Annotated in this window: 9 protein-coding genes; 6 read left to right on the forward strand and 3 right to left on the reverse strand. The window is 60.4% G+C overall.

All coding sequences use genetic code 11. The annotated features are described in order from the left end of the window. The first annotated feature begins 206 nt into the window (after window positions 1-206). Entirely contained in the window at window positions 207-1265 is a 1059-nt protein-coding gene (locus V5E97_RS27280; protein WP_406694723.1) for a DUF1559 domain-containing protein, read from the forward strand. Between the two features lie 321 nt (window positions 1266-1586). After that, window positions 1587-2768 (forward strand): hypothetical protein, encoded by a 1182-nt coding sequence (locus tag V5E97_RS27285; RefSeq protein ID WP_406694724.1) that lies wholly within the window; start codon window positions 1587-1589, stop codon window positions 2766-2768. Between the two features lie 210 nt (window positions 2769-2978). Here the strand turns inward: V5E97_RS27285 and V5E97_RS27290 are convergent, their stop codons facing one another. From V5E97_RS27290 to V5E97_RS27300, 3 genes are all read right to left on the reverse strand, one after another. Continuing rightward, entirely contained in the window at window positions 2979-3959 is a 981-nt protein-coding gene (locus V5E97_RS27290) for a methyltransferase domain-containing protein (protein ID WP_406694725.1), read from the reverse strand. A 619-nt stretch (window positions 3960-4578) separates the two neighbouring features. Then, entirely contained in the window at window positions 4579-5061 is a 483-nt protein-coding gene (locus V5E97_RS27295) for a T6SS immunity protein Tdi1 domain-containing protein (RefSeq protein ID WP_406694726.1), read from the reverse strand. Window positions 5062-6215: 1154 nt separating this feature from the next. Beyond that, entirely contained in the window at window positions 6216-6785 is a 570-nt protein-coding gene (locus V5E97_RS27300; protein WP_406694727.1) for a hypothetical protein, read from the reverse strand. Window positions 6786-7561: 776 nt separating this feature from the next. Between V5E97_RS27300 and V5E97_RS27305 the strand changes: the two genes are divergently transcribed. From V5E97_RS27305 to V5E97_RS27320, 4 genes are all read left to right on the forward strand, one after another. Continuing rightward, window positions 7562-9136, forward strand: coding sequence for a hypothetical protein (locus V5E97_RS27305; RefSeq protein WP_406701226.1), 1575 nt, complete (start codon window positions 7562-7564; stop codon window positions 9134-9136). 92 nt (window positions 9137-9228) lie between these two features. Next, the gene (locus tag V5E97_RS27310; protein ID WP_406694728.1) at window positions 9229-10626 is read left to right on the forward strand and encodes a hypothetical protein; all 1398 of its coding nucleotides are present in this window, start codon (window positions 9229-9231) and stop codon (window positions 10624-10626) included. Window positions 10627-11408: 782 nt separating this feature from the next. Further along, entirely contained in the window at window positions 11409-13682 is a 2274-nt protein-coding gene (locus V5E97_RS27315) for a glycosyltransferase family 4 protein (RefSeq protein WP_406694729.1), read from the forward strand. Window positions 13683-13752: 70 nt separating this feature from the next. Next, the gene (locus V5E97_RS27320; protein ID WP_406694730.1) at window positions 13753-15204 is read left to right on the forward strand and encodes a glycoside hydrolase family 130 protein; all 1452 of its coding nucleotides are present in this window, start codon (window positions 13753-13755) and stop codon (window positions 15202-15204) included. Window positions 15205-15683 lie beyond the last annotated feature (479 nt).

A 15683-nucleotide genomic window follows, 5' to 3' on the forward strand; every position in this document is an offset into this window, starting at 1 on the left:
GCGTAATGTCGAGACGCACGATGACCTGAGGGAACGTCGGGCGAAGAGACGCTTGGCCGCTCAAAATCAGAGTTGACCTGTCCCCCCTTCTCCTAGAAGCAGGGCGTCGCAACCGCGGCCTCCGTTTCCTATCCATTCTTTCTCACGCAATTACCAACGAATTTGAATTCCCCTTCCTTTCCCATTGCCAGAGGAGTTGTCGGCCGATGCGCACTACATTCCGACGAAACCGAGCAGGCTTCACGTTGATCGAGCTCCTGGTCGTGATCGCCATCATTGCGGTTCTGATCGCTCTCTTGCTCCCCGCCGTGCAAGCCGCTCGAGAGGCAGCGCGACGCGCAAGCTGTATCAACAATCTGAAACAGCTCGGCCTGGCCACTGCCAACTACGAGAGCAGCTACGGCTCCTATCCGATGGGGGACCACCGCGGCCGAGCTTCCGACGGCAGCACGATCCGCCAGAACTTCGGTCCGTTTCTGGCGCTCACCCAGTTCATCGAACAGGGCAACATCTTCAACACGTTCAATTCGAGCCTGCAATGCTACATCTGGCAGAACAGCACGACGAACGGCTTCGGCGTGGGGGCACTTTGGTGCCCGAGCGATGGCGTGATCAACGGCCTCCGCTACCCAGGTGCTCCCGGCGACGGCTGGGAGGGCTCGCCCGTCCCGATGACTTACTCCAGCTACGCAGGCAACCTCGGGCCGCTTGTCTACTACACCAATGCGGTGGGCGACACGAACGTCATGGCTCAGATGAAGGGAGTCTTCTCTTACATCGGCGGCTGCTGCAACGACGGCCGGCCGAGCGTCTCACCGACTCGATTGGCCGACATCACCGATGGGACCAGCAACACCTTCCTCTTCGGTGAGCATGCCCACGCACGGATCTCCACCTCCGGCCCGAACGCCGGCGACATGTACGGCTGCAACTGGTGGACCTCGGGCGACTACGGTGACACCACCGCCTCGAGCTTCTTCCCCCCCAACTTCTTCCAGTCCAATGAAGACGGTTACAAACTTCCGGGGTACTTCGTCCGCGGCGACAACTATCAAATGACCTTTGCGAGCATGCACTCGGGAGGGGCGAACTTCTCCTTCTGCGACGGTTCGGTCAAGTTCCTCAAGAACTCGATCAACACGTGGAACTCAAGGGCGATCACCTACAGCAAGCCGACCTATAACCTCAACGGTGCGAACTTCGGCGTCTACCAGGCTCTCTCGACTCGAAACGGCGGCGAAGTCATCAGCGCCGACGGATATTGACCGGAGCATGCCTGCGAATCCCACCATTTCCCCCCGATGCCGTCGTGAAGCGACTGGCCTCGGGGGGACTTTCGTCTGGCAAACAACATCTCGGCTGCGTTTCCTGGGACCGCGTGCGCCCCGCCCACATTCTTGGGTGCGTCAAGAAGGCTGGGTCCCAAGCCTCTGAAAACGTCTCTCGCCACCCGGGATCGGCCGGCCGTGGTCCCTGAGAGAACTCCGAGCGGGGCGAAATTCCACAGGCAAGGCTCCAAGCAAAGGCAAGGTATCATCGTGAGCAACGGCGAGGCGACAGGGACGAGGACGGGTCGGATCGTTTCGATGGACCAGTTCCGCGGCTACACGGTCGCGGGGATGTGCGCGGTCAACTTCCTGGGCGGGTTGCAGGCGATCCACCCGGTGATGAAACACAACAATAATTATTTTAGTTACGCCGATACGATTATGCCGAGTTTTCTGTTCGCCTGCGGCTTCTCGTACCGGCTCACGGCGATCAGACGCCTCGACCAGTTTGGCCCGGCCGCGATGTACCGACGGTTCGTCTGGCGAAGCCTGGGACTCGTGCTGGTCTCTTTGATGATGTATGGCTTCGGCACTGAGTTCAAGTCGTGGTCAGAGATGACGCCGGCGACGATCCAGGGCTTTTTCGTCAAATTGCTCAAGGCGAACCTCTGGGAGGTGCTGGCCATCATCGGTGCGGTGCAGTTGCTGATCATGCCGGTGATTGCAGCCGGCCCGCGCGTGCGAGCCGTCACGCTTGTGGCCCTGGCCGGAGCGCACCTGATCCTCTCTTATTTCTTCAATTTCGACTTCGTTTACGGCCGCCCGAACCGGTTGGACGACTTGCTGGGAACGTCCGGCTCGACCGCCTGGGACGGCGGTCTCTTCGGCCTGCTGGCGTGGGGGGCGATCATGCTGGCGGGAACGCTGGCTCACGATGCCGCGGTGGCCGCGACCCCCGGAAAAGTCACGCGCCGACTGCTCGGCTGGGGAGTCGTCTTGATGGCGTTCGGTTATGGGCTCTCGTGCCTCTCGATGCTCTCCGACGGCGAGACCACAACGGGTCGGGGCCATGTCGCCTCCTCGCCGGTCTGGCCCCCCTTCGAGAAGTTCTCCGGCCGGCCGCTGCAGTCGTTCCTGGCCGAGCCGCCGTTTGTGCAGCCTCCATCCCCCGAGCGCCGGCCGCACAACTACTGGATGATGAATAAGCGTCTGGTCAGCCTGCCCTTCATCCTCTTTGCGACCGGGTTCGCGTCTGCCCTCTATGGTCTGTTCGTGCTGGCGTGCGACGTGGGAAGCATGCGCCTTGGTCTCTTCCGCACCTTCGGTCAGAACGCCCTGGCTGCGTACGTTCTTCACCACATGGTCGAGTCGCAGATTCTCACGATCGTTCCCCGGGACTCGCCGCTCTGGTGGTGCCTCGCCGGGTTGACACTCTTTTTCGGGATCACTTATCTGTTTGTCCGATACCTGGAGCGCCAAGGCGTTTTCATTCGGCTTTGAGGAACAGGCTGTCACCGACTTCCCGGTTTGAAGCGAGATGATGGTCCAGGTGGCTCGCCTGTGCGCCTCTGGAGAGAGCTTGAACCGTAGGCCGTCCGAGGTGAACCCCACTACCGGTGTGGTTCATCTCGGACGGTGGCATTTCGGCAAGCGGGCCGCGCGTCCGGCTTGGCGAAAGGATCGCATTTCAGATCACAGATTCCTGGACGTTCAGTGCCGCACCAGACCACGGACCTCATCGATCAACTCGCGGTCGGATCGCTCTTTTCCGTCCACGCGACCGACGAACACAAGTCCCTTCGCCGCTGCTATCTGGAGATTCGATTGGGAGCGGGTGAATCGATCAAGATACTTGAGCGGCCAGAGCAACAGTCTCCCTGCCGCGAGTGCCAGCCAGCGGATCAGGCGCCGTCCGCTCAGGTCGATCAATGTTGAGCTGAGGAAGACGGCCGCCGCCGAGGCCGGCCCTTCCGTTGCTTTGATGTAGATCAGTTCCGAATGTGGGAACAGGAACCGCAGGCCGGTGGCGGTGAATCGGTGGAAATCGTAGGGATATGCGTGATGAGGGAAGGCAAAGGGCGTCGCCGCGTAAATCAGACCGCCCGGGCGCGTCACACGCTCCATCTCGGCCGAGGCCACCCACGGCCGGACGACATGCTCGAGCACCTGGTCTGCGAGAACCAGGCCAAACGTCCCGTCGGCGAACGGGATCTTGTGGATGTCGCAGACGAGGTCTGAGCCAAACTGAATGTGAACATCGGTTGTGACAACAGCCGAGTGAGGGAAAGCGCGACGATAGGTCTCGACTTTATCCCCTGCGCCCAGGATGAGGACGGGCGCATCTTCGACCTCCGCGGCTAGCGTGGCGATTCGATGGGCGTAGTGAGAATCACGCGACAAGGGAGGGAGGATCCGCTGGCGGATGAAGTTCTTTGTGGATTCCCGGTCTCGGTACGCCCTGTTTTGCGTTGTGGCGACCTTGGCGACCACTTCCGCGACCTGAAACAGGCTCGCTCGTTCGTCGATCAGGACCGGTGCTCCTCCGGGGCACGGGTAGCGGTTCCCTCCTTGAAAAACCAACTCCCCTCCCTCGGGCGGGAAGGCGACCGGGCGCGTCCCGTCGACGGGGTCGATGAGCGTCCGGTTCAAGAGGTCTGTGATTGCGATCAGGTTTGGCGCATCGGTCAACATGGCATCCCTCACTTTCGAGTGATCGGATTCGAACCGAGGGTCGAGCCTGTGTAAGTGCTCTGTCTGACTGAGCGAGGCCCCGTTCGATCAATGACCAAGGATTCCGCTTGGGCACTGGTTCTGGATCCCACTTCGATTAAGGTGTTGCCAATTCTTGGGGAAATCGAAAATCAACTGTTCCGCCTCAGTGGTGTATCCGTCAAGTGCGTTGATGTTGACGGAAAAGTAGCCCGGCCCGCCCGAGAACTTGCCGAATGCACCACTAGGAAACCTGGATAAATAGAAATTCGGCTATGCTGAATAATAAAAGATACGAATTGATTAGGAGGCCGTCAAGTTGAGCCGAATTGCCAAGGACAGGGACAGGAGCAGGCTTTGTGTGGCGTTGAGGCATATTCGCCCTCCGTCCTGATCTCCATCGGAAGTGGTTAGAAGGCCAGGTTCCTTGGCAAAATCGAGCCCCCCCTCGCGCACCCTTCAGGCTGCGCCATCGTGGCGTGGCCGACCCGTTCGCGGGGCGCAAATGAATCCGGACAACCTGTTGTCCCGTTGCAGGGAACTCACTGACTGGGTGCTTTTTGCGGTGCCCCGAGAGTGTGGCAGTGAGGAGTCAGGCGTCTCATCGCCGCCAGAACAGCCACCACCGCTTCCTCGATCGTTCCGCAGCCTGGTGGAGGCTCTGCACGCAAATATTCTGCCAGACTGGGATATCAAGAACCAGGATGGAGTCCGCTTCAAGCCGCCCGCCCAGCACCGGGGGCGGTGCGACTGCATAGCACTGGCCTTGGCCAGGGACCTTGCCTTGCAGGTAGAGTTCGTGCACCAAGGGGGATCGTAGGTGGGCTTCCTGCCACTCCCGCTCATTGAGGTGAACTTGAAGTGCGTCCGGAGAACTCGCCACGGTGGTGAGGGTTCCCTCCAGGATGTCGAGCCTCTGCACGGTGCCATCAGGACGCCGCAGAAACCAATCACCGAACTTTGACAGGAACACGGGGGAGACTGGTCCGGACACGAGCCAAGTCCACCGGCTCAGGCACCAGGTCGTGTCCTCGGGGTCGAAGCCTTCGATGATCAGGTCCGCCCAAGTCGGTTTGAGAGACACGCGATCTCCTCGCTCCGCATGATTGATTGCCCGAATCGTCCCACGTCAAAGCTCGACATCCTGACTTGGCGAGTTACTGATAACTTTTGCTTGGACGTTTGTTTGGATGTGTGAGTTGTACGGGCCCGCGCACTCCGAGATCCATCGCGTACGGAACAGGCCCTCATGAGCGTGGGCGTTAGATCCGTTTCCAGTGGCTAGTTTCGCTTGATTTTCGCGCCAAGGCAATGTCTCTCAGGTGGTCCAGCGCAAAGGACAGTCGAAATTAAATGTTTCTGTCTTGCGTTGGGTGCGATCGCATTTGTCTTTCACACACCGTCGCGATACCAACCACCAGGCCCTTCGCCGGTGGGTGTAGGATGGCTCCGACGATCCGGTCAACCCGTTGGTGGCGAGAATGCCCTGCCACTTTGGGAAGCCGCCGCCGCACGCTCACCAGGCGGCTTTTTCCCAAAAAGTGCTTCGGGATGGAGGAACTTTCTCGCACCGGGGTGGGAATCGATCCAGGCATGTGCCTCAAGTGTTTATGAGAGGGAAGAATCTTAATCGGGCCTCGTATCGATCCGTGCGAGGGGCTTGTGACGCATCGGTGACTTCAGCGTGTTACCGCGTCGTTCTTGGAGGTCGCACCTCTCCAGTCCGTGGGTGGGTGAGGTTCACTTCGAGGGAAGGGGCTCTGGGGCTGTTGCGCGGCCCGGTTAAACTTGTGCGTCATGTGCTCGTGCCATGCGGCTATTCTTAGCATTGGAGCGTTCCCTCGGGCGTTCCTCCGGTATTCAACTCCAAGGCGAGCGTGTGAATCGGCGAGTTGCAAGCAACGCTCGTAGCGCTCTCTGTCCCGGCTTTTCCGAGGGGCGGTGGCGAGATGCACAAGTATGGCCGAAACCGCGATCATGAGGAGTAGACGAAAGGTGGTCAGTCGCATTCGGTTCCCAACATGGAGTCTCTCCGTATCCGGACTCGCCGAGATCGATCACTTACCAATGGAATACCGGAGGTGTTGGTAAGTCCAGAAGAATCGGGAACCAGGGCCGTCGATCTCTTCCAGGCTTCTCGGAGGGTGATGCCCCTGCCCTGCCCGTCCCGAACGGCTCGACCAACCGATGCGATTCGTGGGGCCCTCCCGGCAAGCAGAGGGGCCCCCGGTTCCCGGCCTACCGGATCGGCGGCCTCAGATTCAAGGTGAGGGTCAAAGTGCCGCCAATCGGGCTGGGGGGCGTGATGGATCGGGCGGTGTTCTTGCCGAACAGGGCGTTGGCTGTGCCGATTCCCCGGAGATTGGTGTAGGCCCCTGTCCCACTCACGATCGAGGCATTCAGGGCGAACCGCGCGTTGGGGATTTGGGAGTGTCCCCCCGAGCCTGAGAGTTGAATGGTGATGCTGCCCTTGGCGTTGCTGATTTTCACGGTGCCTTGGATGTCCGGCTGATTCGGGAGCCTAAACCCGCCGAAATTGAGCGTGCCGGTATACGTGCTTCGACCCAGACCCTGAATTTTACCCGCGCCGTTGAGGTTGACTTCCAGTGGGGCATCCGCCGCCCGGTTGTCCTGGTCGGTGGCAAGATATCTTCCCGTCAATGTTCCCGAGGTGGCAGTGGCGCGATTTTCTATCGCGAGGCTGGTGACCTCGGGCTGGACCAGCGGACGGACGGTCGTCGCGCTCATCGTGATCCGGGATTCGAGGCTGTTTGCGGTTGGGCGAAAGGCGCGGGATTTCTGGCTCATCGTTCCGTGACTCGCGAGAGATCGTGATTGTCAGTTGCGGCAAGGCCGCGGGCTCGCTCGCGCGAACACCGTTTCGATTTGCCGACTGCCTCTGGATATCGGGAATCAGGTCTCGGCGACGACATGCAAAAAACCATTCGCTCGTGCCTGGCGGTGGCCGGTCACGAGCGTCTGTGTATTCCGCAAGCATGCAATTGTTGAATCCAAAGATCGGACAAGTGCGTCATCGCACGTCCTTGGTCCGGATTCCCGCCGAAATCACCGGCGACCCAGAAGCAGCGTTCATGGAGATCAGGCTGATGAGCTCTCCTTGATTTGGTGTTCACGGTTGGATGATTGCATTGGCTGCCGGTTCCGTTGCCGGGGCGGCGAAGCTCGGCCTCTTTCATGTCAGTGTGTGTGGATGATAAGGATCTGCCGTGCGAACGTTACTTTGGTTTTGTGATAAGTTGCCACGTCGACTTTGGCGGGAGCCGTAGGCCAAGCCAAACAGGACAAGCGAATGCAGGGAGGTCGGGCTGTCGAGTGTTGAGAATGTCTCATGCAGGCGATAGGGCAGGAAGGCTTGTATTGTGTACCTAAAACTGGAATTCTATTAGTGCAATTCCGGTTGCGACTACGCTGCGGTTTGGTTCGCTCTTGAGGGCTGGTTTTCGATCGGGGCTCACTTAGTCGGAAGAGGGAAGAGAATGAAAGGGAGACTCGCTTTCGGTCCAGTTGGCCCTGGATCCAGAGTCTTTCTCAGGTAAGTGAGGGTTGGAGAGATTTCGTTGTCGATGGCACAGGCTGTCTTCCTCTTGTCGAATTTCGCGGCCGTCGGGTGGGGGGGCCTACTCTACCGTGGCTCGGCCGGCCGACCGATCTGGGAACGACTTGGGATTGCGTTGACGCCGTTCCTCGTTTGTACGGTCGTCTGGCACTGGGTCGTGAGTATTGCCTTTCATTCGATGGCCACCTTCTGGAATGGTGCAAGGCTGGCGCCCGCGATGGGGCTTCTCCATGGATACAGGCTCTACTACCCGGCGACGGAGGGGCCGATCAACGGCTGGATTTATGGGCCGGTGTCTTCGGTGGCCTACCTGCCGGCCGTTTTGCTGGGCGATGCGGGCGTCAAGATCTTGGTGGCGCGCGGGCTGAGCCTCGTCTACTACTATGCGCCGGCGGCCTGGCTCTTGCTCCGTGGTGGCGAGGGGCGCAAGGGGCGGCCCGGTGTGGGAGAGTTCCTGCTCTTCTTGATGTTTGTGCTCTTGACGACCAACTCTCGAGCCTTGCGTTACAGTGCGACGGAAGTGCATGCCGATGCGCCGACGCTGGCCCTGGCGGCTCTGGCTGTCGTGCTGATGGTCCGGGGCGGCGGCGGGCGAAATCCCTGGACCTGCTCGCTCTCGTTGATTCTGGCGGTCCTGGCCGTCTGGTCCAAGCAACTCACGATCCCGCTCTTACTCGTCGTGCTGCCCGCCTATGCCCTGGCGACGGGGGGGCTCAAGAACCCGTTCCGTTCGCTCCTGCCTGGGATTGTGGTTGGGTTGGTGATTACTTTGATTCTGTTCTTCGTTCTCGACCCGAGTAGTCTTCTGTTGAATATCGTGGAGGTTCCGGGCCGCCATCGATTTCGGGCCAAAAACCTGGTGGATTTCCTCTATCCGCTGGTCGTGCTCCAGCAAAGGCACGCGCCGTTGTTATTCCTGCTCGCGGTGGCCGGTCAGGCCCGTCTCGCGTGGGCGGCCGAGGGGCTGGGCTATCGCGACCGAGGCTGGATCGTGTTTCTGATTGCGGGGCTGGCCGAACTTCCCTTTTCCTTAATGGGCTACTTTGGAGAAGGGGGCAATGAAAACAGCATGTCGTTTAGCCTCTACTTTTTGGCCTTGGGAACTCTCTTAATGCTCAAGCCGTTGGTTGGCTCGGGAACCGAGAACGAAAGTAGGTCGACGCATTGGGTTTGGTACCTGGTCATCGGGGTGAGCTTTGTGTTGGCAATGTTCGAGGTCGAGGCGATGGCTGTTGCGCTCGTCGAACGCAAGGGAACCTGGCAAGACTCCGCCGTGGCCGAGCGGTTCATCCGCGCCCATCCCGGGGAGGTGTACTTTCCCTGGAATCCGGAAGCTCATCTGGCCGCCGAGGGAAAGTATTATCACACCGAGGATGGCATCAATGGTCGGTCCTATTCCGGAATCCCGACGAGTTCCGACCACTTCTTTCGACACATCCCTCCTCGCACGCGGCTCGTCTGCTATCCCCCTAACGCGGCGGGACTTGCCCAGGTTGGGGCGATGACCTATTTGAAGAGTTTTCGCCGGATGCACGTGGCCGATCTGCCGGGTTGGACTTGCTATGGGCGGGAGACCAATTGAGAAAAGATAAGAAGTTGAATTGAGTTAATGTGGCAGCTCGCTTCGCTTTCCGGAATCAAGAATTGTTATCTGTTGTGTTATGAGGACTTCCGTTGTCAATCACACAGGTGCTCTTTGCTTTGACGTGCGTGGTTTCCGTCGGGGTAGGGATTGGACGCGGTCTCGCCTCGGTCGACCGGCCGATCTGGGAACGGTTTGGACTCTCGGTGCTCCCGTTCCTCGGTTGCACCGTGGCCTGGCACTGGTTGGTCAGCCTCACCTTCCATTCGGCGGCGAGTTTCAGGATCGATTCGAGCTTGGCAGCCGCGATGGGGCTGTCGTACGGATACTGGTTCGCGTTCCCGGGCAAGGTGGGGCTGCTCGACGGCGCGATCTCTGGTCCAGTCTTTGCGTTGGCTTATTCGCCCGCGGGTTTGCTGAACCATTCAGGCTTTCAGATCCTGGTGTCTCGGGGCTTGAGCCTTTTCTACTACTACGGCCCGGCGGCCTGGCTACTACTCCGTGATGGAAAGGGGCCCAGGGGTTGGAGACGCGGGTGGAGACGGCCCCGCATGGGATCGCTCTTGCTGTTCTTCGCCTTCGTGCTGTTGACGACCAATATCCGATCGTTGCGGTCGAGCCCGACTGAGGTGCAGGCCGATGCGCCCGCACTGGCCCTGGCGGCTCTGGCTGTGGTGTTGATGGTCCGGGGCGGCGGCGGGCGAAATCCCTGGACCTGCGCGATTTCGTTGTTGTTCGCTGTGCTGGCGGTTTGGGCAAAGCAACTCGCGGTTCCGCTTCTGCTCCTCGCGCTTCCCGCCTATGCGTTGGCGACTGGGGGGGGCAATCGTCGGTTTCGGCTCCTGCTTCCTGGGTTCGTCGGTGGGTTGGCGATGACCTTGATCGTGCTTGCGGCGTTCGAAGCGGGGCATCACGGCATTGATGGCGGAGTCGCGTCCAGCGCGACGCCGCTTCGGGGCGAACGCTGGGTGGACTTCCTCTCTCCCCTGATCGAGTTCCAGGAAAAGCATGCTCCACTGCTGTTGCTGCTGGCGGTGGGAATTGTGGACCGTCTCGCGGCGTTGGCCGACCGGATGGGTTCTCAAGAGGCCCCGGAGCGGTTTTGCCTCAGCGACGCAGACTGGATCCTGTTTCTGCTCGTCGGATTCGCCGAACTCCCGTTCTCCGTTCTGGGCTATTTCGGGACCGGCGCGAATGAGAGCACCATGTCGTTCAGCCTCTATTTTCTGAGCCTCGGATCACTCTTAATGCTCAAACCATTGCTTGGCTCAGGGGGCGAGAACGAACGTGCGCCCGCACCGTGGGGCTGGTATGTGGTGATCGGCCTGAATCTCATGCTGGCGACGCTCGCGGACGAGGCCCTGGGGATCGCACTCGTTGAACGTAAGGGGGCCGGCCATGAATCCGTCGTGTCCGAGCGGTTTCAGCCGCTACTGCCTCCTTGTTCACCACGTCTCCGCGTGTTAAACTCTGAATCATTGCGTGCTTGAATCACGCTTCGATTCGTCTGCGCTGCCCGGTGTTGAAGGCTCGGGCGGGTCGTTCTCCAGCGGCGAGAGGATCCGTGACCATGGCCTGGATCAGAATTGGTAAACGCACAATCAATATTGAGAACATCGCTCAATTTGTTGTCGAGCAAGAGGATATCGTCCACATCTCGATGGTCGGCGATGCGGGAAGCCCCTGATCCGATTCGAAGGCGAAGAAGCGAAAGCCGTGCGAGAGTTTATTGACGGCGGCAAGTTGGGAGAAGTCATGAGGGTCTTCGTCCCACCCCGAGAGAAGACTGAACTCGATGATTTTCTCGACCGGCGAAAGCGCTCGATTCGGGGCGGAGCCAGCGGGATTTGAAAGCCCGAGGATGGTCCTGGCGTCGATGCGAGAGAGAGTGCGTGCGGCTTCTCGATCGATGGCGGTTCCCGGGGCCGTAGGCGTCCCGTCCGCATTGGGATTACGCCGCGAAGACGGCGCCCCCAGGCCATTGAAAGGCGCTTGAGGCTCCGTCAGAAAAATCGTGTCCTTCGAGGATACGGACGGATCGGAAGTTTCTTGTGATTTTTATGTTCGTCTGGGCCTGCGGTCCCAGAAGAAAGCCAACCTGATGTTGGTGTGACGGCCGTTTTCTGGTCATTACTCGGCGGGGAAGCGGTCGTTATCTCGTTCGCCGCCGCGGTTTTGGTGTGGTATCGTGAGTGGAGGCGAAGTCTACGGACACTTGCCGACAGATCCCCCGGAGCGAGCCCGGGCTAACCCTGGATGAGCCCACTCTCTTATGCGCGACTCCGACATCAAGAAGATTGCGTTCGTTGGTGATTACCTGCCCCGTAAGTGTGGTATCGCCACGTTTTCGCACGACATGCATGCCTCGGTGGCCAGCCAGTTCCCGGATGCCGAGTGCTTCGTCGTGCCTGTTAACGATCGTCCCGAAGGGTACGACTATCCGCCCGAGGTCCGCTTCGAGATCGACGAGCAGGATCTGAACAGCTATCTGCGAGCGGCTGACTTCCTGAACTTTGCCAACACGGACGTCGTCTGCCTCCAGCACGAGTACGGGATCTACGGCGGCCCGGCCGGCAGCCACATCCTCGGCCTGCTCCGCGATCTGCGCATGCCGATCGTCACGACCTTACACACCGTCCTGAGTGATCCCAGCGCCGACCAGCGCCGGGTCTTGATGCGACTGGCGAATCTGTCCGCCCGTGTCGTGGTGATGACCGAGCGAGCCCGGACGTTCCTCCAGCAGATCTACGGCATCCCCGAGGCCAAGATCGACCTCATCGCGCACGGCATCCCCGACACGCCGTTCGTCGACCCGAACTTGTATAAGGATCAGTTTGGCGTTGACGGCCGACTGGTGGCGCTCACGTTCGGGCTGCTCTCGCCCAACAAGGGCATCGAGCATATGCTTCGGGCCATGCCCCAGATCCTCGAGCAGTTCCCCAACTTCGTCTACATCGTTCTGGGGGCAACCCACCCGGACCTGGTCCGTGAGCAAGGCGAACGCTACCGGCTGGTTCTGGAGCGTCTGGCCCAAGATCTCGGTATCAAGAACCATGTGATCTTTTACAACCGGTTCGTCGAGCTGAACCAGTTGACCGAGTTCATCCGCGCGGCGGATGTCTACGTGACTCCGTACCTGAATCCCGCGCAGATTACTTCGGGCACGCTGGCCTACTCGTTCGGCTGCGGCAAGGCGATCGTCTCGACGCCGTACTGGCACGCCGAGGAATTGCTGGCCGAGGGACGCGGTGTGATCGTGCCGTTTGCCGACCCGCAGTCGCTGGCGCGGGAGATCTGCGGACTCTTGCGCGACGAGCCGCGGCGACTCGAAATGTGTAAAAATGCTTATGAGATAGGCCGGGAAATGATCTGGGAGCGTTCGGCCCACCATTACATGGAGTCGTTTCAGCGGGCTCGCCACGGACGTCAGGACCAGCCGTTCAAGCCGCTCGCGGTTCGGACTCTGGCCGAGCAGCAATCCGAGAGGCCGCACTGGCGACTCGATCACCTCTCTCGGATGACCGACTCGACAGGGATGTTTCAGCATGCGACCTACACCATCCCCAATTTCGCCGAGGGGTACTGTACTGACGATAACGCTCGGGCGCTGTTGTTGACCGTGCTTCTGGGAGAACTCGGCTACGACGGGCTCGAGGTCAGACGGATCGCGACGACCACGGCGGCGTTTCTTCAGGCGGCCTTCGATCATGAGCGGAAACGGTTCCGCAACTTCATGGGCTTCGACCGCCAGTGGCTGGAGAAGGTGGGGTCGGAGGATTCCCACGGGCGGGCGGTCTGGGCGCTGGGCGTCTGTGTCGGCCGGTCGCAGCGGTCCGACCTGCCGGCCTGGGCAGCCTCCCACTTCGAGATTGCACTGCCGGTGTTGCCGGAGATGAGCTCGCCTCGTGCCTGGGCGTTCGGGCTGTTGGGCATCCATGAATATCTCCACCGGTTTAGCGGCGATCGTTTCGCCGGCCAGATTCGCGATGCGCTGACGACCCGTCTCATTGATCTGTACGACCGCACGGCAACGCCCGACTGGCCCTGGTTCGAGGAGATCCTGGCCTATGACAATGCCCGCCTCCCGCACGCCCTGATTGCTGGCGGCCGCGATGGTAACAACCCGCACGCCTTGGAGATCGGACTGCGGGCCCTGACCTGGCTCGTCGAGGTCCAGCGCGCTCCGCAAGGCCATTTTCGGGCGATCGGCTGCCACGGATTCTACCGTAAGGGGCAGACCCCGGCCCGGTTCGATCAGCAACCGATCGAGGCCGCCGCGACCGTCGCCGCCTGCCTGGAAGCGTACCGGGCGACCCAGGAACCGCATTGGGTGAACGAGGCCCGCTCCTCCTTCGAGTGGTTCCTCGGCCGCAATGACCTGGGCCAGGAACTGTACGACCCGGTGACCGGTGGGTGCTGCGATGGCCTTCAGGAGGATCGCATCAACCGGAACCAGGGGGCCGAGTCAACGCTCGCGTTTCTCCTCTCCCTCGCCGAGATGAACCTGTTGGAAAGTTCTCTGGCGGCATTTCGCCCGGCGCGGTAGTGTCCAACTGGATCCAGGGATGGTGAGAAGCGACGACACAACTCGAAATCAAGGTTTCAAATCCACCAACATGGACGTTAAACGCACCGGGATCACCCTCAAACCGTCCAACTCACGCGTTGTCATCCGACCGTTTGAGGTGGCCAACGAAAATCGGATCGAGAAGATCATCGCCCGCGTCTCGTCCCTCTCCGAAGGGGAGGTTGAGGCCATGATGTTGAACGTGAGGCAGGAGTTTCACGAGCGCCATCAGCGCACCCGTGAATTTCTGCTTCACCGCTTCGACCAGGTCCGGCGTTACGCTCTCACCGATGAATCTCTCAGTGAGAACCGCCGCCTGCTGATCGGGGCCTACTTCACTCAGGAATATGCCCTCGAGTCGGCCGCCTTGTTCAATCCGTCGATGGTCTTGCATCCCGATCAGTCGGGCTTGCCTGAGGGGTGGTGCCGGTTCATCTTGAGCCTGCGGGCCACCGGCGAGGGGCACATCTCGTCGATCACGTTCCGCTCCGGAGTGCTCGACGCCGAGAACCGGGTCCGGATGGACGAACCGACCCGGTTCGTCGAGGCCCCGGAGATGGTGCCCAACGCCCTCTATGAGAAACCCCTCTTCTACCGCAAACTCGTCGAGCTCGGGACCAACGGCCCCCTGACCGACCAGGTCATGGCCGCGCTGGGCGACCATTTCACGCTCAGGGAATTGGAACATGCGATCCAGAATGTGATGCGTCACAACCGAGCTCGCCAGCGCGAGTTCGAGCCGATCGCCCACACGATGGTCATGCTGGCCAAGTCCAATTACGAGATCCGTTTCAGCCCTGAGCTCGACGTCTCGGAACGGATCATCTTTCCCTCATCCCCCACCGAGACCAATGGGATCGAGGACGCCCGGTTCGTCAAATTCACCCACGACAGCGGCCAGGTCTGCTACTACGCGACTTACACCGCGTACGACGGTCGGGTGACCCTGCCGCAACTGCTCGAGACCGAAGACTTCCTCCACTTCAAGGTAGGCACCCTGAACGGGACGGAGATTCGGAACAAGGGGTTTGCCCTCTTCCCTCGGATGATTAACGGCCAGTACGCGATGCTTTCCCGCCAGGACAACGAGAACATCTACCTGATGTACTCCGACATGCTCCACTTCTGGTACACCAAGGAACTCGTCGCCAGGCCGACCTATCCGTGGGAGTTCGTCCAGCTCGGCAACTGCGGCTCGCCAATCGAGACCGAGGCCGGGTGGCTGGTCCTGACCCATGGCGTCGGTCCGATGCGCAAGTACGCCATGGGCGCCATGCTGCTCGATCTCAATGATCCCACACGCGTGATCGGGCGACTGGCGACCCCCCTTCTGGAACCGAACGCGAACGAACGCGAAGGCTATGTGCCGAACGTCGTCTACAGTTGCGGAGCGCTGCCGCACGGCCGTGAGCTGATCATCCCCTACGCGATGTCCGACTACGCCAGCACGTTCGCCACCGTGTCGATCGACGACGTGCTCAACGCGATGATTCGGCCCTGAGCCGTGGATTGAAACGCGATTCTGGCCCCCCCCCGCCCCTTCCTCGTACCGCTCGATCAAGATGCGATGGTGTTCTAAGTATCAAAGCCTATGCGGTGGCTGATGCGATTCGCTACAATTGGGCTGAAGCAATCGGCTCGGGCATATGCTGAGGAGTGCCGGCCGCCGATTTATTGCGTGCGAGCGTGCGTGAGATCGGTTTTGTGGGATGGGCACGGCCCACTATGCATTCATTTTATTTGCAATGTTCCCAGGCGACGCAGATCCATGGAGCAGGACTGTAAGCTCATTGTAGGCACACTCCCATGACGCGATTCGAGAGATGTCAGCGCAATGCGGTTGCTCAACTGATTGGCGTCCGAGAAAGCAACGACGACGTGATGCGGGGATTAGAAACCGAATGGTTTGCCTTGCTGGCCCGAGGCTGCCCGGTTCATTCGCCGCTCTGGAGAGCCTGCGGCCCCATGCCGACGAAGCCA

This window comes from Singulisphaera photorubra, from assembly GCF_045290345.1.
Taxonomy (GTDB): Bacteria; Planctomycetota; Planctomycetia; order Isosphaerales; family Isosphaeraceae; genus Singulisphaera.

Coding starts and splice junctions, on each gene's coding strand:
- V5E97_RS27280 (WP_406694723.1), top strand. CDS start 207: ATGCGCACTACATTCCGACGAAACCGAGCAGGCTTCACGTTGATCGAG.
- V5E97_RS27285 (WP_406694724.1), top strand. CDS start 1,587: ATGGACCAGTTCCGCGGCTACACGGTCGCGGGGATGTGCGCGGTCAAC.
- V5E97_RS27290 (WP_406694725.1), bottom strand. CDS start 3,959: ATGTTGACCGATGCGCCAAACCTGATCGCAATCACAGACCTCTTGAAC.
- V5E97_RS27300 (WP_406694727.1), bottom strand. CDS start 6,785: ATGAGCCAGAAATCCCGCGCCTTTCGCCCAACCGCAAACAGCCTCGAA.
- V5E97_RS27305 (WP_406701226.1), top strand. CDS start 7,562: ATGGCACAGGCTGTCTTCCTCTTGTCGAATTTCGCGGCCGTCGGGTGG.
- V5E97_RS27315 (WP_406694729.1), top strand. CDS start 11,409: ATGCGCGACTCCGACATCAAGAAGATTGCGTTCGTTGGTGATTACCTG.
- V5E97_RS27320 (WP_406694730.1), top strand. CDS start 13,753: ATGGACGTTAAACGCACCGGGATCACCCTCAAACCGTCCAACTCACGC.